Source organism: Corynebacterium ammoniagenes DSM 20306 (assembly GCF_001941425.1).
In the GTDB taxonomy this organism is placed as follows: Bacteria; Actinomycetota; Actinomycetes; order Mycobacteriales; family Mycobacteriaceae; genus Corynebacterium; species Corynebacterium ammoniagenes.
The window spans coordinates 1,701,788-1,720,198 of sequence record NZ_CP009244.1; the positions used below are offsets into that span (position 1 = coordinate 1,701,788).

Annotated in this window: 13 protein-coding genes; 4 read left to right on the plus strand and 9 right to left on the minus strand. The window is 56.9% G+C overall.

Annotated features, from left to right (window positions below; all coding sequences use genetic code 11):
* Window positions 1–3: 3 nt before the first annotated feature.
* The gene (locus CAMM_RS07810; RefSeq protein ID WP_147581062.1) at window positions 4–1,635 is read right to left on the minus strand and encodes a cell wall-binding repeat-containing protein; all 1,632 of its coding nucleotides are present in this window, start codon (window positions 1,633–1,635) and stop codon (window positions 4–6) included.
* Window positions 1,636–1,792: 157 nt separating this feature from the next.
* Entirely contained in the window at window positions 1,793–2,809 is a 1,017-nt protein-coding gene (locus CAMM_RS07815; protein ID WP_040356049.1) for a 3-isopropylmalate dehydrogenase, read from the minus strand.
* A 148-nt stretch (window positions 2,810–2,957) separates the two neighbouring features.
* On the opposite strand from CAMM_RS07815, the gene CAMM_RS07820 reads away from it, so the two are divergent.
* Window positions 2,958–3,494 carry a hypothetical protein gene (locus tag CAMM_RS07820; protein ID WP_003848776.1) on the plus strand — a complete coding sequence of 179 codons (537 nt, stop codon included), beginning with the start codon at window positions 2,958–2,960 and terminating at the stop codon, window positions 3,492–3,494.
* An 80-nt stretch (window positions 3,495–3,574) separates the two neighbouring features.
* On the opposite strand, the gene serA is transcribed toward CAMM_RS07820, so the two are convergent.
* The 6 genes from serA to CAMM_RS07850 all read right to left on the minus strand — a co-directional run bounded on the left by serA (window position 3,575) and on the right by CAMM_RS07850 (window position 12,016).
* Complete coding sequence (serA, locus tag CAMM_RS07825; RefSeq protein WP_003848774.1) at window positions 3,575–5,161, minus strand: phosphoglycerate dehydrogenase; 1,587 nt, start codon at window positions 5,159–5,161, stop codon at window positions 3,575–3,577.
* A 150-nt stretch (window positions 5,162–5,311) separates the two neighbouring features.
* Window positions 5,312–6,229 (minus strand): hypothetical protein, encoded by a 918-nt coding sequence (locus tag CAMM_RS07830; protein ID WP_003848772.1) that lies wholly within the window; start codon window positions 6,227–6,229, stop codon window positions 5,312–5,314.
* Between the two features lie 172 nt (window positions 6,230–6,401).
* On the minus strand, window positions 6,402–8,186 hold the full coding sequence (locus CAMM_RS07835) for a GmrSD restriction endonuclease domain-containing protein (RefSeq protein ID WP_003848769.1): 1,785 nt from the start codon (window positions 8,184–8,186) through the stop codon (window positions 6,402–6,404).
* Between the two features lie 172 nt (window positions 8,187–8,358).
* The gene (gene ilvC, locus CAMM_RS07840; protein WP_003848767.1) at window positions 8,359–9,375 is read right to left on the minus strand and encodes a ketol-acid reductoisomerase; all 1,017 of its coding nucleotides are present in this window, start codon (window positions 9,373–9,375) and stop codon (window positions 8,359–8,361) included.
* Window positions 9,376–9,626: 251 nt separating this feature from the next.
* The gene (gene ilvN, locus CAMM_RS07845; RefSeq protein ID WP_003848765.1) at window positions 9,627–10,148 is read right to left on the minus strand and encodes an acetolactate synthase small subunit; all 522 of its coding nucleotides are present in this window, start codon (window positions 10,146–10,148) and stop codon (window positions 9,627–9,629) included.
* The gene (locus CAMM_RS07850; protein ID WP_075761536.1) at window positions 10,148–12,016 is read right to left on the minus strand and encodes an acetolactate synthase large subunit; all 1,869 of its coding nucleotides are present in this window, start codon (window positions 12,014–12,016) and stop codon (window positions 10,148–10,150) included. The genes ilvN and CAMM_RS07850 overlap by 1 nt, the downstream gene beginning before the upstream one ends.
* A gap of 414 nt (window positions 12,017–12,430) precedes the next feature.
* On the opposite strand from CAMM_RS07850, the gene CAMM_RS07855 reads away from it, so the two are divergent.
* From CAMM_RS07855 to CAMM_RS07865, 3 genes are all read left to right on the plus strand, one after another.
* Window positions 12,431–13,108: a PH domain-containing protein gene (locus tag CAMM_RS07855; protein ID WP_003848762.1), complete on the plus strand. Its 678-nt coding sequence runs from the start codon at window positions 12,431–12,433 to the stop codon at window positions 13,106–13,108.
* A gap of 151 nt (window positions 13,109–13,259) precedes the next feature.
* Window positions 13,260–15,113, plus strand: coding sequence for a dihydroxy-acid dehydratase (gene ilvD, locus CAMM_RS07860; RefSeq protein ID WP_003848760.1), 1,854 nt, complete (start codon window positions 13,260–13,262; stop codon window positions 15,111–15,113).
* Between the two features lie 111 nt (window positions 15,114–15,224).
* On the plus strand, window positions 15,225–16,595 hold the full coding sequence (locus CAMM_RS07865; RefSeq protein ID WP_075761537.1) for a glycosyltransferase family 87 protein: 1,371 nt from the start codon (window positions 15,225–15,227) through the stop codon (window positions 16,593–16,595).
* 113 nt (window positions 16,596–16,708) lie between these two features.
* Here CAMM_RS07865 and CAMM_RS07870 read toward each other — a convergent pair whose 3' ends face one another.
* Window positions 16,709–18,250, minus strand: a complete 1,542-nt coding sequence (locus CAMM_RS07870; protein WP_075761538.1) for a DoxX family protein — start codon at window positions 18,248–18,250, stop codon at window positions 16,709–16,711.
* Between the last annotated feature and the right edge of the window lie 161 nt (window positions 18,251–18,411).

Below are 18,411 nucleotides of genomic sequence, written 5' to 3' on the forward strand. Positions count from 1 at the left end.
AGGTTACTGGTAAGACACGAACCATGGGCGCGGATCGACCTCATAAGTTTGGGTGGGGTCGAACATAGGGGTGTCTTCATCGATGAAGTTCTTCCACGCCATGAAGTAATCTGGGCTTAGACCCTGACGCATGGCATTCCAGGTATCGAACTTCTGACCGGCATCACCGTGTCCATCCGCGTGCAGGATGAAGGAGAGCTCGGGGTAATCGGTGCGGATTTGGTCGCGATCGCGCAGCATCTGCTGCTGGAACTGGTGCAGAATCAGACCCTTTTGTGGCAGGTCATTATCTTGAACCAACTGCGCCAGCCACTCAGATACCTCATTGACCTCTTCTGCTTCCACGTGACCGACATTGGTCATCGGTACCTCATCCGGGCCAATCTTCCACTCTGGGTCCAGCGCTAGGCCTACGTTGGGTTGTTTGAGCAGGTCTTCATACATCTTGGCCTGGTCAATCAAACGCGCACGGCCGGGCTGCAGGTCCAAGAAGGCATAGCCGCCGGCTTCGGTGATTGCATCAACATAAGGAACCAATTCCTCTGGCTGGGATTCGTTGCTGTAATCGCCATCATCGCCAGGGGCATCGGAGGCCACCGTCGCGATGATTTCAAAGGCTGGCATCACTGGCCAATCAGTTAAGTCTTTGTACTGATCGGCATAGTTCTGTGCCAGGACGGCTGCTTCTTCCGGTGATTGCTCACCCATAACCCCCAAGGCTGGGCCGGACGGATGACCGTAGAGTGCCACCATGCGTCGGCCCGGGAAGACTAGTCCGCCACCGCCGGGCAGTTCGCCGTTGGCCGCGAGTTTCACCTGGGCATCAAATTCTTCTTGGTTGCCGAAGCCTTCGCCCAGCGCAACCGCGTTGCCATCGGCAATGGCTGCCATCGATTCGGACGTAGCACGTGGGTCAGCAGCGGCGAGAACCTGCACTGGTGCACCGGCCGCGCGCGCCGATGCCACCTGCGCCACATTCGTCTGCGCTGAAACCAGCACCTGCGGTGCGGCGTCATTGCCGTCATTCGGGCTTTCAAGCCCCACCAACTCTTCTAAGGAGCTTGGCGCTGGCGCAGCCTGCTCCCCTTCTGCTGGCTTGTCCGGTTGGCTAATTTTTGCATCGGTTTCTGCTAGCGCTGGATCCTCGTTGAGATCCACACCAAACTGAATGATTTCTTCCGGTGCTAATTCAGCAATCTGCGCCTTGGCTTCGTCACCTGCTGCGCCCTTGCCCACGATGAGCATCGGTGCGCCGTCTTCAATGGCGGCTTCTGCTGCCGCGTATTGGTCAGCTTCGGCAGGACCAGCCACAATCAGCTGCGTGCTGCTGGGGTCATTCTTCCCGGCATCTGCTGGGAAGAAGTACTGCGCGGCGTTGTTGCCTGAGGCGTCAGCATCGGAAAGCAACTTAGGCGAATCAACGGCAAAGCTCGGTGCATTCGAGCTATTCTGCGATGCCGAATTTTGCGAATCGCCTGAGTTCTCTTCGGAGCTAAAGACGCTGCAAGAAGCAACCATCAAGGCAGCGGCCACGGTGGCCACCACCGCGCGGCCACGACGACGTAACTGTCGATGTCCAGCGGGAGGCTTCGGGCGGTGGATAAGGTGCGATTGGGAATCGTATTGTTTATTCATCAGTGGCCAATAGTAGTGCCGTTGCGCGTATTTGACGGTAACGGCGATGGGTACGGGGTTAAATTTCGCATAACAAAACTCCCCCTTCGGGATATTTAGAAGAAATACGCCCGAGGAGGAGCTAAATAAGCTGCGAGTAAGTAGAGCTCGTCAGCGATTAAGCCAGTGCGGCGGCGATGCGGTCGCCGACTTCGACGGTCTTGACTTGCTCATCACCGCGGGCGCTGACGTCCTCGGCCACAGCCTTTTCGATGCGCTGCGCGTTGTCCTCATCGCCGAGGTGGCGCAAAAGCAACGCGGTGGACAAGATGGCTGCGGTCGGATCAGCAATGCCTTGGCCTGCGATATCTGGTGCGGAACCGTGAACTGGTTCAAACATCGAAGGGTTGGTCTTGGTGGAGTCGATATTGCCCGACGCTGCCAGGCCAATACCGCCAGCAACAGCACCTGCAAGGTCGGTCAGGATATCGCCGAAGAGGTTATCGGTGACAATAACGTCGTAGCGCTCCGGATCGGTGACCATGTAAATAGTGGCGGCGTCGATGTGGTTGTAGTCGACCTCGACCTCAGGGAATTCCTTGGCGACATCTTCTACGGTGCGCTGCCACAAGTCACCAGCGTTGACCAGCACGTTGGTCTTGTGCACCAAGGTCAGCTTTTTGCGACGGCCCTGGGCACGGTTGAAAGCATCGCGTACCACGCGCTCGACGCCGTAGCGGGTGTTTTGAGAGACCTCAGAGGCCACCTCGTGCTCAGTACCTTGACGCAAAGTACCGCCATTGCCCGCATACAGGCCTTCGGTACCTTCGCGAACCACGACGAAGTCAATCTCGCCGGGATTAGCCAAAGGAGAAACCGCGGTTGGGTACAGCTTGGACGGGCGCAGGTTCACGTGGTGGTCCAGTGCAAAGCGCAGCTTGAGCAGCAAACCGCGCTCCAAGATTCCTGGAGGAACCTTGCCTGGCGCACCCACGGCACCGAGCAAGATGGCGTCGTGCTCGCGTAGCGAAGCTAGGTCTTCATCGGTGAGCAGTTCACCGTTGTTGAGATAACGCGTTGCGCCGAGATCGAAATCGGTGGTTTCAATATCATCGCGCACAGCGCGCAAGACCTTGACTGCTTCCGCTGTGACCTCTGGGCCGATGCCATCTCCGCCAATAACCGCGAGTTTCATTGTGTGATACGCCTTTCTCATAGGGTGGATAAATTTAGCTTAGTTCACTGGGCCTCAGGTTGCTAGCACCACCCGCACTTCCGTGCGCGCCACCGGGTAAAGCGGTCTAAAATTGGGGAAACTTTTCCGCGGCAGAAAGCAGGACCCGATGCACGAGGTACCTTTCCACACCGACACCTTCTTCTCGATGCTCTTTAGCTTGGCTCTCGTGCCGAGCCTGATCATCCTGGGGCTGGTCATGGTGCTGAGTTTGTTTTCGCACAAGATTCGCAGCAAACAGCCCTTCCCTGTCACTGGTGCCCTACTTGCGCTTCTCGCGGGTTTTCTCCCCGCAGCTTTGTGGTTGACGTGGAATAGCACCACCAGCATTACCCACTACTTCCACCAGGGCGCACCAACGCAATTTCCAAAGTGGCAGGTCTACGGCTGCGGGATATCGGTGGTCATACTCAGCGCGCTGATATTTATTCGATACGTCCGGCGCCGAAATGCACTGACGGTTACTTCAGTATTTACTGCCGCAGGTTTTACGGTCGCTTTCGCACACGCCGCGTCTTTTGGCGTGCTTACCCAGCAAGCCGTGGGAGTCGCGCTCTCGTATATCGGCATCTTGCTGTTGGTTTTATTAACTAACGGCGCATGCCTGGGAATACTAGCCTTAGCCAGGCACAGGCCAACGCCATAGAACGAAAGAAACGCCAGACATCGTTAAGCGATGCTGGCGTTTTTTGGCAGTACCTTTTACAGGGACTTCTACGCGGCTAATTAGGCGTCGAAGTTCACCTGCAGGGAAGATGCTCCCAGCTTGTCTTGAATGTCAGCGATGAGCTCATCGTTGACCTCGCGCTCGACGCGGAGGATAAGGACTGCGGCATCGTCCTGCTTGCCCTGGGTCAATGCTGCGGCCTTGATATTGATGCCAGCATTGCCCAAGACGGAGCCGACGATACCCAAAGCGCCAGGGCGGTCGCTGTAGGAGAAGAACAGGTTGCGGCCAGTAGCGCGCATGTCCACGCCGCGGCCATCGATGCGCACAATCTTTTCTACGCCATCGATACCGGTCAACGCGCCTTCAAGAACCGAGGTCTCGCCTTCGGCGGAAATGGTCTTGACGCGCACCGTGGAATTGTGACCCTTGGCCTCATCCTTGGTGGAGACCTTGACGGTCACGCCGCGGGATTCAGCAATCGACATGGCGTTGACGAAGGTGACAGCTTCGCTGGTGACACCAGAGAAGAGACCACGAACTGCGGATAGGCCGAGAACTTCAACGTCTTCGGTGGATAGCTGGCCACACGCGGTGACCTCGATGGCTACTGGTGCAGCACCGAGCAGCTTGCCGGAAGCCAGGCCCAGCTTGCGCGCCAGGTCCAACCAGCCGGCAACTTCTTCGCCCACGCGGCCACCGGAGACGTTGACGGCATCTGGGACGAACTCGCCAGCAAGTGCCTTGAGGACGGATTCGGCAACATCGGTGCCAGCGCGGTCTTGAGCTTCGACGGTAGAAGCACCCAAGTGTGGGGTGACAACAACCTCGGGCAGTTCAAAGAGCGGAGAATCGGTGCATGGTTCGGTCGCGTAGACGTCGAAACCTGCGCCGCGGTGGTGTCCGGCCTTGATGGAGTCGGCCAACGCCTGTTCATCGACAAGCCCGCCGCGCGCGGCGTTGATGATGATCTGGCCCTTCTTGGCCTTAGCCAGAAGCTCAGAGGAGAACATGCCGGCGGTCTCTGGGGTCTTCGGCAGGTGAATGGTGACAAAGTCGGAGCGGCTCATTAGCTCTTCGAGCTCCACCAGCTCTACGCCCAGCGAGGCTGCGCGCGCTGGGTTGGCGTAAGGGTCATAGGCGACGATGTTGGTTTCAAACGCTGCTAGGCGCTGTGCAAAGAGCTGGCCGATGTGGCCGAAGCCGACGATACCGACGGTCTTGCCGTAGATTTCTACGCCCTTGAATGAAGAGCGCTTCCACTCGCCCTCGCGCAAGGTGGCATCTGCCTGTGGGATCTGACGTGCCGTCGACAGCAGCAAGGAAATAGCGTGCTCACACGCGGAGTGAATATTCGAGGTCGGCGCGTTAACAACCATGACACCACGGGTGGTGGCGGCAGGAACATCAACGTTGTCCAGGCCTACGCCTGCGCGGCCGACAATCTTGAGGTTGCTCGCTGCTTCTAGGACCTCTTCGTCCACGGTGGTAGCAGATCGCACGAGAAGGGCGTCTGCCTCTCCGACTACACCCAGCAGTTCATCGCGGTTTGGTCCATCAACCCAGCGGACCTCAACGCCGTCTCCCAACGCTTCGACGGTGGATGGGGCAAGTTTGTCGGCAATTAAAACGACCGGCTTCGACATGTTCTTCGATCCTTATGGAAATTGGAGTGATCAGTGGCTCGTGATCAGTGGCGGTTCATCAATTCAAGTCACCGAAGTGACCGTCCAGCGGGAATTGGGCGGCGCGCCGATGACCCTAGAGCAGTCTAAGACAACTATCCCAGGCTTTCTCTATGACTCAGCTGACGTCGGAGAATTCCAACCGTGTCTAATCCTATCGGTTAACAGGTTGGTATCCCCAAACTGGGGGCCGAGTGCCACCAAAGGTCCATCGTCAAGCCCTGAGACCAAAGCCATCTGGGCTTTGGAATCGCGTGGGTCCCCGGTGGGCATAATCCATACGTCCCCACCCCATGCCTTGGCATTAGCTATCGATGCCACCGAGGAGCCTGGCGTTCCAATAATGACCGGTGACATGCCCGAATCCCGGCGAGATTGCGCGGGAATCGGCTCCACGTCCCACTCTTCTTTGCGGTATAGCGGCTCCCAGGATGCCTTGAGCTCCGTGAAATCACTGGATTCAAGATCAGCGATCGCTTGGGGTATATCGTGCGGTGTACCTACTACTTGGCTGGTGAATTGAAATGCCGTCATCTCCCCCAAGGCTTGGGTGGTCCCTGGGTCATACAGGATCTCCAAGGCCCCGCTCGTGGAGGCGAACGGTAGGTTTCCCACCAATAAAATCCGGTTGACACCCAGCTTTTCTATTTGGGCCACCACCTCGCTGCGGATGGAGTCATCATAGGTAATCATGGGAACGCGTTGCGCCACAGCTATCGATGCCGCCCGCAGCTGCGTGGAGTCCGTATTTTCCGCGATAATCAGCGAATTAGAACCCGAGGGTTCAAAAAATAGCTCAATGGACTCCATCCCCCATGGATCCGGGAGCACGTGGACTTGTCCGCGGAATTCCTCCCGCACCAAGCGGTTACGGTTTTCCGTCGCCGCTTGGTCCAAGTTGATATTGGCTTCTTCCAGCTGGAAAAGCCCCGGGGTGACAACAGGTTCAGCCTGGCGGAAACAAGAAGCTAAGCCGAGCGTCATGCTCACAGCAAGTAGTACCGCGCCCACCTTCTTTACTGCTGCCATGCGCACCTTTCCCTTTGTCTTCCGTACCCCTGTTATGCCTTATCGTCTCACGCCTAATGTCCGGCATAGAAATGCTGTTGCGGGGCTATGAGACGAAGAACTCGGCTTCAAGATACTACAGCGACGAACCAGCAACCTAGCGCGCTGCTCAGGGGCTATGTATGCGGGGTATCTATGATGCGGCGGGTGAGGAATTGCGAATAACGGCTTTGCCCATGGCGTGTTCAATCAGCTCGCAGAAGCGCTCGCGGCGGTCATGGATGAAAGCGTCAAAGTCTGACTGATGCAGGAATTCCGGGTCCAGCTCGTGGGAAGCTAAGACCTGATCGAATTCGGCGTCTTCCATAATCGATTTAGACTGCACGCGCGACAGATAGCGCGCTGGTGATTGTCCGTCCATAACGACTTCGGTGCGCTTGCCCATGGGTGAATGGTTGAGCACAGATTGCGCAAGGTCAGTATCGACACCGAATTTTTGGCACCAGTGGTCAGGGAAAATTTGGTGGAAGCCCGTGCCCATCTCAAAGAAGGAGGTGCGGTCAAAGGTGCGCGCGGTGCGCCAATCACGAGCACCGCGGGCCATCAGCAAGGCATAGAGCGCGTGATAGATGCCGCTTGATTCATCGGCAGTATTGAGCCGAGATTCTTCAAACTGCGCTTCGCGTACGGATTTTGGTTCTTCCTCGCGAGTGCCCAACACCCACGCCGAGACCTCTTCGACATCGCGCGCTGCGCGCAGCTTGACGGCCTCGGAGCCATAGAGTTCGCCAAAGACACCCGACCAGAACCAGCGGTTGAGCTTATCCCAAGCTTGCGCACTGGACAGGCACCCTGGGATGGGCGCTAGGCGCGCCAAAATGACCGCGAGTGGAATAATTTGTGCGGTATACGGGACCTGTTCCAGGCTGAAAATGCAGCGCTGGCGCAAAAACTCCGCGACTTCTTGGAAAGTAATCTGCAGCTTATCTGCGGCAGTGACATATTCGTCCAAGGTCAGCGTCAAGATATCTTCGCGCTGGCCGCCGACGTGGCCGGAATCTGCGGTGGAATATAAGGAGACCGCGGAGAGAAATTGGGTGCGGCCAATGCCATCTAAAGCGGGGTATTTACGCAGTGCCTTTTCGCGCTTGGCCCAGTCATCGGCCAAGCGAAAGTTCTCATCTTCCGAGGCAAACACCGCGGTTACCAAATCAAAGACATCCATGTCTTTACCCGACCTATTAGCGTGGGCGAAGATGGTGCCCACGCCGGCGCTGGCGGTTTCACGCGACAGGCGAATCATGGGAACGTCATAACCTGCTAATGGAAAGAGCACGCGGTTATGAAATTCCGCCAGTTCCTCATAGTTCAGGCGCTGTTTTCCATCCTCGGCATCTGCTTCACCGATATGTGCGGCCATGGACAGGATAATGCGGGTGCCTTCTTCGGACAGCAAGAGGGACACCGGTACGCAGCCGCTTTCGAGGTAAGCCTCTTCCCCATCCAGTGCGAAATCCAAGCTTGGACCAAAGTGTGAGCACACGTGGTTATCATCGTCGACAGCAAAGACTGCTTCATCGGGCAAGAGGTCTTCGGAGACTGCGCGGCGAACATCGAGGAAGTAGCGACGCATGACTACTTCCTCACGGAAGTTAGTCGTGCGGATATTGCCGGAGCCACGCAGGCAGTGATACAAGGTGGTAAGGCGCTGCTCGCCATCGAGAAGCAGCATGCCCGGCTCGTTTTCGGTGACTGGTGCACCGGCCAAGGGACGCGGTTTAAAGCGCATCTTTTCATCGCGGGTATCGAGCACCGTTAAGGCGCCCAGTGGATATCCGCGCAGCACGGTCACTAAAAGGGAACGAATATGGTCTTCGTCCCAGGCATAATCTTGCTGGAAGTCCGGTACTTGGATGTCCCCGCGGTCAATGCGTTTGAACAGATCGACGAGGTCATAGCTTGGCGTAATAAAACCCATGACCTTTAGCCTATACGTCCCGCTGGGCGTTCGCGGGCAAAGCTAAGGTAGCGAAATAAATAAAGCGGCTATCCCCCCAGCGCACGTTCTTACGTGGAGGATAGCCGCTTCTTCAACGCTTCAGTGGCGCCGCAAAAAAGGGCGCTACCGAATGCTATTGAAGTGTGATGGCTTACGCGGTTTCGGCGCGAGCGTCAACCTTGACCCAGCTCATCATATCGCGCAGCTTCTTACCGGTCTGCTCGATTGGGTGATCGTTGTAGGAAGCTCGCAGGTCTTCCAGTTCCTTGTTGCCGCCTTCAACGTTGGCCAGCAGACGCTTGGTGAAGGTGCCGTCCTGGATATCCGACAGGATGTCCTTCATGCGCTCCTTGGTGCCAGCGTCGATAACGCGTGGGCCGGAGATGTAGCCACCGAACTCAGCGGTGTCAGAGACCGAGTAGTTCATGTTGCCAATGCCACCCTCGAACATGAGGTCAACAATCAGCTTGAGCTCGTGCAGAACCTCGAAGTAGGCCATTTCTGGCTCGTAGCCAGCTTCGGTCAGAACCTCGAAACCAGTCTTAACCAGTTCCTCGGTTCCGCCACACAGAACTGCCTGCTCGCCGAAGAGGTCGGTAACAGTCTCTGCCTCGAAGGTGGTTGGGATAACGCCTGCGCGTGCGCCACCGATTGCTGCTGCGTAGGACAGCATCAAGTCGTGGCCTTCGTTCTTTGGGTCCTGATCAATAGCAATCAAGCAAGGAACGCCTTTGCCGTCAACAAACTGACGGCGAACCAAGTGGCCAGGGCCCTTTGGTGCAACCATGCCAACGGTGATGTTGTCTTCTGGCTTGATCAGGTCAAAGTGGATGTTGAGACCGTGGCCGAAGACCAGTGCATTGCCGTCTTCCAGGTTTGGCTCAATGTGCTCGGTGAAGATGGCTGCCTGGGAGGTATCCGGTGCCAGGATGGTGACAACGTCTGCCCACTTGGTTGCTTCTGCAACAGACTTTACTTCAAAGCCAGCTTCTTCTGCCTTAGCTGCGGACTTGGAACCGTCACGCAGGCCGATGACTACCTCAACGCCGGAGTCGCGCAGGTTCTGAGAGTGCGCGTGGCCCTGGGAGCCGTAGCCAATAACAGCGACCTTGCGGCCTTGGATGATCGACAGATCAGCATCGTCGTCGTAAAAAGTCTCAATTGCCATGAGAGATAACCCTTTCGTTGGGACGTTCAGTATCAGTGTGGGTGCACTTCACCCCACTGTATCACACAGCGGGATAGAGTGTTCACATTATGAGATAGTTTCAGAGTCTATGTGGAATTTTTGAGGAGGCTTCCCTTGTGGGGACTCCCCCCCACTCTCCGGCGCGAGCCTTGTGGGCAGCGCCGGAGGTGCCTGAGGCGAAGCCACCTCAGGCGAGGGTAGGCGATTCCGAGCTTTTCGGAACCGAGTGTTTAGAACTTGGTTGGCGCCATGGCCTTAGGTCCGCGGCTCAGCGCCACGTGACCGGACTGAATCAATTCGCGAATACCGAATGGTTCGAGAACATCGAGCAGCGCGCGCAGTTTTCCTGGCGAACCCGTAGCTTCCACAATGACGGATTCTTGAGCCACGTCCACAACGCGGGCACGGAAGATGTTCACGGCGTCCACAACCTGCGGACGGTTGGTATTATCAGCGGCGACTTTGACCAGCATCAGACCGCGAGCAACAGAAGATTCTTCATCTAGCTCGACGACTTTAATGACAGGCACAATCTTGTTGAGCTGCTTGGTCACCTGCTCAATAACGATCTCGCTGGCGTCGACCACGATGGTAAAGCGGTTGATGCCGCGGGTTTCCGTGCGAGCCGAGACAATGGATACGAGGTTGTATCCGCGGCGGGTGAACATGCCGGCGACGCGGGAGGTAATACCTTCGACGTCTTCGACCAAGACGGACAAAGTATGGCGGGTGACTTCGTGCGGAGCGGGCATTAGTCTTCGGTCTCCTCTACGGTTTCGTGAATTGTCGCCGGTTCTTCAGCAGCTGATTCATTTTCATCAAACAGTGGGCGCAGACCAACGGCGTACTGAATTTCTTCATTTGAGGCACCGCCGGAAATCATGGGCCACACCTGGGCGTCTTCGCCGACGATGAAATCAATAACCACTGGGCGGTCGTTGATTTCTCGTGCGCGCTGAATCGCTGGCAAAATCTCTTCTTCGGTGGTGACGCGAATGGATTCACAGCCCATGGCTTCCGAAAGCTTGACGAAGTCCGGGACGTACGCGGATTCTTCACGCAACTTCGTATTAGAGTAGTTGCGCTCATAAAACAGCGTCTGCCACTGACGGACCATGCCTAAGTTGCCGTTATTAATAACAGCCACCTTGATGGGGAAACCTTCCAGCGCTGCAGTAGTCAGCTCCTGGTTGGTCATCTGGAAACAGCCATCGCCATCGATTGCCCAGACTTCCTTATCTGGCAGCCCTGCTTTGGCACCGAGCGCCGCTGGCACCGCGTAGCCCATGGTGCCCGCGCCACCGGAGTTGATCCAGGAGCGTGGGTTTTCAAAGTCAATAAACTGCGCGGCCCACATTTGGTGCTGGCCCACACCAGCAACGTAGATGGCATCTGGGCCAATCTCGCGCGAGAGGTGCTCCAAAATCAGCTGCGGGTTGAGCTTGCCGTCTTCGGTTGGCTCCCAGCCACGTGGGAAACGGTCTTGCAGATCGTTGAGGTAGCCGGTCCACTCTTCAATCTCCGGCTTCGGATACTTCGTGGAGTTTTGGTACGTCTTGGTCAGCGCCAAGAGCACCTCACGAGCATCGCCAACAATCGGAATGGCAACTTCGCGGATCTTGCCAATTTCGGCTGGGTCCACGTCAGCATGGATAACCTGCGCGTGTGGCGCGAAGGTATCAACATCACCGGTCACGCGGTCATCGAAACGCGCACCGATGGCGACCAGCAAGTCCGCGCGCTGCATTGCCGCTACGGCCGGAACCGTACCGTGCATACCCGGCATGCCCATGTGCTGCGGGTGTGAATCCGGGAAGGATCCCAGCGCCATCAATGTGGTGACAACGGGAATGCCGGTGAACTCAGCAAACTCCAACAGCTCGCGGGAGGCATCTGCCTTGACCACGCCGCCGCCGACATAAAGAACTGGACGCGCGGCCTCAGAAATCATCTTCACCGCCGCCGAAATTTGGCGGTTGTGCGGATTGGTCGTTGGCTTATAACCCGGCATGTAGAACTTGACCGGGAAGGAATACTCCATCGTGGCGTTTTGAATATCCTTCGGGATATCCACCAGGACAGGTCCGGGACGGCCGGTTGATGCCAGGTGGAATGCCGAAGCAATAGCCTCAGGGATCTTATTAGGATCGGTAACAATGAAGTTGTGCTTGGTAATTGGCATGGTCACACCGCGGATATCTGCTTCCTGGAAAGCATCAGTACCCAAAAGGCTGGAACCGACCTGGCCAGTAATGGCCACGATAGGCACCGAGTCCAAGTTGGCATCTGCAATCGGCGTCACCAGGTTGGTGGCACCAGGGCCGGACGTGGCAATACACACGCCCACCTTGCCGGTTGCCACTGCGTAGCCTTCAGCCGCATGCCCTGCGCCCTGTTCGTGCCGGGTGAGCACGTGGCGAAGGGTTTCGGAACGGTTTAGCGCATCATACAAAGGCAGCACGGCGCCGCCAGGGATGCCGAAGACTAGGTCAGTGCCTAGATCTTCAAGGGTGCGGACAATAGCTTGAGCACCTGTCATTCGCTCCGGGCCTTTTGGTCCTGGCTTTGCGCCAGTAGAAGAGGCCACCGAAGCCGGAGAGGGCGTTGTGGAAGCTGCCACGGTGGAAATGCTCCTTAGGTCATGTACTTCATGAATTGATTATTCAATTAAACACTTTCTTCACCTGGCCCCGTGCGGATAAACGGGAGGCGAGCAAGTACAGATCATCAATCAGCTAAGGGTGGGCCGACCTTTAAATGAACAATGCCCCCGACTCAACTCGGGTGGGAGTTGGCGAGGGCACTTGCTTTTCAACGACTTCAACGGCCGCTACGGCAAGTGCCGTGCTGCTACTACCACCTGAAGTCGAATAATGATCATGAACTACATCATACACACTGATTTCTCTCAGTCCAGTTAACACCCCCACTGTGTGAGAAATCTATCCCATCAAGCGGAATCACGCTGCACTTTCGTGTTGCGGCCGCGTCGATAATTAACCCCTAGGAATAAAACTAATTAGCATTGGTACCCATGACCGATCCCGTGCCTGCTGATAATTCTGCCGACAACGCTGAGAACACCTCTTCCGCCAATCCTGCCGCGACCGATGCCGCTACCACCATTGCGGCACCCAGCGGCAAGACCCAAGACTTCGTGCCGGAGCGCACCCACGTATTTGCCATCGCCATTATGGCCATGGTGTGCGTGATTATGGCCGGCTGGAGTCCGCTACTTTTGGGATGGACAGTATTAATCCCACTGCTGTGGATTTACTGGGTTCTACGCTCCAAGACCACCGTGGGCGATAACGGCATTGCCATTCGCTACGCCTTTCGCGGCGGGCAAAACATCTCCTGGGACGATTTCGAAGGCATTGGCTTCCAGCGCTCCAAAGCATTCGCGAGCACCAAGTCTGGCGCCAAGCACGTACTGCCCGGGGTTACTTTCAACTCGTTGCCAGAGCTTTTCGACGCCTCCCGCGGCCGCATCCCCGACGCCTTGAGTGAAGGTAAGGCCGCAGCCGATGAAAAGGTTGTTATTGTCCACCGCGACGGCCAGCAAATCCTCATGGATAAGGAAGAGTTCGCGCAATACCAAGCTGCCCAAAAAGCACAAGATGTCTCACAGAATGGAAACAACAATCCACCCCATGAGACACCCCCGTCCACGGAGCGGACTAAAAATCGCCGCAACGACGGAGTAGAGTAAAGAATCTACCGATGCTGCGGCAAGCACACCCCCTTTCACCCAGCATCCATTAACGGCCCAAGGCAGTGATGGGAATCATTTCCTCTCACTAAGCGTTGATCACGCTATACCGCCTTATAATCCCCATCTTTGATTTTTAGGATCTTTTTACATGTTTCCTCTGCGCTCTAAAGTAACCACCGTTGGCCGTCAAGCTGCTGGTGCTCGCGCGCTCTGGCGCGCCACCGGCACCAAGGAAAATGACTTTGGCAAGCCCATTGTCGCGATCGCCAACTCGTATACCCAGTTCGTTCCCGGCCACGTCCACCTGAAAAATGTCGGTGACATCGTTGCCGACGCTATTCGCGAAGCTGGCGGCGTACCGAAGGAATTCAACACCATTGCCGTCGATGACGGCATCGCCATGGGCCACAGCGGCATGCTCTACTCCCTGCCTTCCCGTGAGATCATTACCGACTCCGTGGAGTACATGGTCAATGCCCACACCGCTGATGCGCTGGTGTGTATCTCCAACTGTGACAAGATCACCCCGGGCATGCTCAACGCAGCTCTGCGCTTGAACATCCCTACCATCTTCGTCTCTGGCGGCCCGATGGAAGCGGGCAAGGCAGTCGTTGTCGACGGCGTTGCTAAGGCTCCAACGGACCTGATCACGGCCATCACTGCATCGGCTAGCGATGAAGTCGATGATGAAGGCCTGCGCGCAGTTGAAGAATCTGCATGTCCTACCTGTGGTTCCTGCTCGGGTATGTTTACCGCAAACTCCATGAACTGCTTGACCGAAGCACTCGGCCTGGCGCTGCCTGGCAACGGCACCACCTTGGCTACCCACGCTTTCCGTCGTCGTTTGTTTGAGCAGGCTGGTGCCACCGTCGTGGACCTGTGCCGCCGCTACTACGGTGAAGAAGACGAGTCGGTTCTGCCTCGCAATATCGCCAACAAGGATGCTTTCTACAACGCCATGGCACTGGATATGGCCATGGGCGGATCCACCAACACCATCTTGCACACCCTGGCGGCAGCACAAGAAGGCGCTGTTGATTTCACCCTGCAAGATATCGAGGAAGTCTCCGACGCTGTTCCTTGCTTGTCCAAGGTTGCACCCAACGGTGTCTGGCACATTGAAGATGTCCACCGCGCCGGTGGTATCCCCGCCATCTTGGGCGAGCTGCGCCGCTCTGGCCATTTGAAGATGAATGTCCACACCGCGCTGTACAAAGACGCAAACGACTGGTTGGACGACTGGGATATCCGCGGCGGCAAGGAACTGGAAGAAGCCCGCAACTTGTACCTGGCAGCCCCAGGTGGCGTGCGCACCACCGAGCCATTTTCCACCGAAAACGTCTGGGAGTCCTTGGACACCGACCAAGAAAATGGCTGCATCCACTCCGCGGAGTTCTCCTACTCCGACCAAGGTGGTCTGGTTGTCCTGCGCGGCAACTTGGCACCTAATGGCGCCATCATCAAGGCTGCCGGCGTGGAAGAAGAACTGTGGCACTTCCAAGGACCGGCCCGCGTGGTCGAGTCCCAGGAAGAAGCAGTCTCCATCATCTTGAAGCGCGAAGTCCAGCCGGGCGATGTCATCGTCATCCGCTACGAGGGCCCTGCTGGTGGCCCTGGCATGCAAGAGATGCTGCACCCAACGTCCTTCTTGAAGGGCTCCGGCCTGGGCAAGGCATGTGCCTTGATCACTGATGGCCGTTTCTCCGGTGGTACTTCTGGGCTGTCTATCGGCCACATCTCGCCGGAGGCTGCACACGGCGGTGTTATCGGCTTGGTCGAAAACGGCGACCCCATCACCATCGACGTGCGCAAGCGTGAGCTGAGCCTGGATATCGATGAAGATGAACTAGAGCGTCGTCGCGCAGAGCAAGAACGTCGCGAAAAGCCATGGACTCCGGTCAACCGTGACCGTCCAGTCACCAAGGCCTTGCGCGCATACGCCAACATGGCAACCTCCGCTGATATGGGCGCGGTTCGTATCGTGGATGGCCACTTGGCTTAACAGCCCCACGGGGTTGCAGGAGTTCTCTAAGCGAGGACTTCACCACATTTAGTTCTAGGCGGTGGGTCAGTATTTACCGAAGTACTGACCCACCGCCTAATATTGTGCCCTGTGACTACTTCGCCGAATACAGATTCCACACCACCTGCCGCGGGTGATACTCCCCGAGCGGCTAGCGCCACACCCTTCTTCTCGCCGGCAATCGCGGGCATCATCGGGGTGGTGGGCGTAATCATCGCCACGGTAACCACGGCGATTCAGGTGATGTTGACGGACTTTCCCATCGACATGATCATCTACCGCGAAGGCGTTAAAGCCTTCATGGCAGGCGATGAAGTCTATTCCGTGCCCATGATGGCCGGCGATATCGCGCTGCCCTTTCTCTACCCGCCCTTTGGCGCGCTGGTGATGGTGCCGCTGGCCGGTGATTGGTTTAGCGACGCCATGGCCGGAGACATCATGATCATCTTGTCCAACCTGCTCATTGGACTCATCCTTCTCATGCTCGCCTTTGCGCTAAACCGGCAGCGTGCCACTCGCTTTGCAAGCAGCGATGTCATCGCCGTAACGGCACTGATCTGGGGCATCGTTTTAATCTTTGAGCCCGTGCGCTTAAATAATGGCTTCGCGCAGATCAACATCATCCTCATGGTGCTGGTGGCACTCGATCTCATCCCGCGCAAACGCTGGAAGTGGCTGCCTCAAGGTTGGTTGATTGGCGTGGCTGCGGCCATCAAGATCACTCCCCTGGCCATGCTGCTGTATTTCCTGCTGCGCAAAGAAATCAAACCGATTATCACCGCTGGTATCTCCGCTATCGTCGCCACCGGTATCGCCGCGGCTGTGCGCTGGGATGTGGCCTGGGAATACTTCACCGTTAATCTGCTGTCTATGGGCACCGGCGGTGAATTCGGAGTACAGACCGCGTATCAATCCAATAGCTCCATCAAGGGCTTTTTAGAGCGTCTCTACGACTCCGAAGATGCCATGAACGCTGCGGGCACGATTACCAATATTATCTGGCTGTGCCTGGCAATTATCACCGTCGTTCTGGGCGGCTGGCTCATGCTGGCGCTCATGCGCCGGGGATTAGACATCGAAGCGTGGATGATCAACGCTCTGATCATGTTGCTGATTTCTCCAGTGAGCTGGTCGCACCACTGGATTTGGCTCGCGATTGTAATTCCTGTCTTGCTCTACCGCGCCCTGACCTGGCGCAAGCTTTCCTGGGTCTCTGGCATCATGCTCTCCATTTTGGGCCTGTGGGCACTACTAGTCTTGACCATCCCACCGAAGTGGTACTGGGGCGATGGCATCAACGTCTGGGAGCAAGAACTGGTCTTTAAATTCGTCATGAGCGACTTTGTCTGGTTCGCGATTGCCACGATGGTCATCACCGCTATCATGCTGCGCTTTGTGCCTCCGACGGCGCCAGCACAGCACGATGAGGCCTTGGCTGCACCCATGGAGCCGCAGCGATAGGCATCGACAAGCTAGCGGCGATAACTTCGATCGCCATGTGATACATAAAAGCGCGCCCCGCGAATTCCTTTTCTCAGGTTTCGCGGGGCGCGCTTTGTGCTAGTGCGTCAAGATTAGTTCAGCGGATTAATTCCTGCACCGAACCACCAGACGGCGACCAGTGCGGCAGCGCCGAGGATAAAGAAGATCCACGACGATGCCAGCGGACGACGTGCAGGGCTCGACAGTGCCTTAACGCCGAGTGCCGAGTCCACGGAGATAAAGCCTGGGCCGGTAAATTGCACGCCCACGTTCACGACGAACAAGACAAGTGCCAGCCACAGCGCTTCTGGCCATGCGAAGATGTCTAAACCGGTACCGGATGCGGCCAGCTCATGAATAGCCATAAAGCCGGTGGCTACCATCGCGGCCATCGCGGCCAAGGGGGTAAGAAGTCCCAGGACCAAGAAGACACCTGCTACCAGCTGCAAGACTGGCAGGCCGGTGGCCAAGAGATTGGACATCGCGTAATTGGCGTACTCGCCTTCCAGACCGGAAATTCCAGCGGATGCACCGATGCTAAAGAGGGTGCGTACACCTTCGATAATGAGGTATCCACCTAAGGCGATTCGAATAAACAGCAAACCGAAGTCAATGGTGCCGCGCTTGCCGTATTGACGGCGCAGAGCCTTTTCTTCCTCGTACTGCGCTGCAGCAGCCGAGTCTGCGTCCAGTGACATGGCAGTCTCATCGGAGTACTGCGACGGGGAATCAAAATGCTGCGTCGAAGCCATGCCTGCTGCCCCTGCTCCAGCCGCACCGGCTCCTGCTGCGCCGGCCCCGGCTGCACCGTAGTTCGTCGCATCGCCAGCAGGCGACGCGGCCGGCTGTACGGTCGTGGGCTCATAGCCGTAGTCTGCAGCCGGGGTTACCGTCGTGGGTTCTTCTTCGAAGGAGGCGTTGCGGGATGCAAAATCTCGGTCATCATAAGAATTGTTCTGTGAACCAGTCGTAGGGCCCATGTTCATCGTCTCCCTAGGTTGGGACTCAACAGGTGACTGCGGAGCCTGAGTGTTATTCGGCGTAATTTCTTGCGGCTGAGCACGTCCCGGTCGATCAAACACGCTCGAACGCTGCGACTCCTCTACTGCTTCTGCTTGCGCTGGCTTGGCTTGCGCTGGCTTGGCTTGCGTTGACGCGGATTGCGCACCTGCGGCCGCAGGTGCCGCCGCTGCCGCTTGCCCCTGCTGCTTCGCCTTAGACGCCGGCGCAGATGGCTGTGCGGACACCGGATCGACGCTTTCTACAATGCGTGCGCCACCGGCCCGCTGGCTACCAGCCTTGTTGGCAGTACTTGCTTTAATATCGGCGTCTTTCGGACGCTCAAAGGAAGTAGTCGGCTCATCAGACGGGCTGGTGCCCGCCTTAGCTGCTGCCCCAGAGACAGCGCCGCCGGCTGCCCCAGCAGTCGTGGCAGACGAAGCCCCAGTAGAAGGCTTCGAGCCTGCTGAGTCGGAGCTAGCGGACGCTGGGCTAGCTGAGGCTGGACTCGCAGAAGCTTGGCTTCCAGATACTGAAGTGGAGTCGTTAGTCGGTTTATAGGCAGGAACACCCAACTCGTCATCAAAATCTGATGCCTTATCAGGTTGATCATTGGACGGTTTATTCGTGCTCATAGTCTAAACAGTAGGCGAAACAAAGCCTTCTCACAGCCAGCAGAGTCGGCGCGCCCCGGCATTTTACCCGCGCGTTGTCAAACCTTTATACCCTTGCGATGAAACCATCTAGACCTTCCGACGGATTTGAGCTAATATTGTTGACACGTCAACACAATGGG

Bases quoted from the DNA above. Each gene is read 5' to 3' on its own strand.
- ilvN (WP_003848765.1), bottom strand. From the start codon at position 10,148: ATGCCCGCTCCGCACGAAGTCACCCGCCATACTTTGTCCGTCTTGGTC.
- ilvC (WP_003848767.1), bottom strand. From the start codon at position 9,375: ATGGCAATTGAGACTTTTTACGACGACGATGCTGATCTGTCGATCATC.
- CAMM_RS07855 (WP_003848762.1), top strand. From the start codon at position 12,431: ATGACCGATCCCGTGCCTGCTGATAATTCTGCCGACAACGCTGAGAAC.
- CAMM_RS07820 (WP_003848776.1), top strand. From the start codon at position 2,958: ATGCACGAGGTACCTTTCCACACCGACACCTTCTTCTCGATGCTCTTT.
- CAMM_RS07815 (WP_040356049.1), bottom strand. From the start codon at position 2,809: ATGAAACTCGCGGTTATTGGCGGAGATGGCATCGGCCCAGAGGTCACA.
- CAMM_RS07810 (WP_147581062.1), bottom strand. From the start codon at position 1,635: ATGAATAAACAATACGATTCCCAATCGCACCTTATCCACCGCCCGAAG.
- CAMM_RS07870 (WP_075761538.1), bottom strand. From the start codon at position 18,250: ATGAGCACGAATAAACCGTCCAATGATCAACCTGATAAGGCATCAGAT.
- CAMM_RS07830 (WP_003848772.1), bottom strand. From the start codon at position 6,229: ATGGCAGCAGTAAAGAAGGTGGGCGCGGTACTACTTGCTGTGAGCATG.
- serA (WP_003848774.1), bottom strand. From the start codon at position 5,161: ATGTCGAAGCCGGTCGTTTTAATTGCCGACAAACTTGCCCCATCCACC.
- CAMM_RS07835 (WP_003848769.1), bottom strand. From the start codon at position 8,186: ATGGGTTTTATTACGCCAAGCTATGACCTCGTCGATCTGTTCAAACGC.
- ilvD (WP_003848760.1), top strand. From the start codon at position 13,260: ATGTTTCCTCTGCGCTCTAAAGTAACCACCGTTGGCCGTCAAGCTGCT.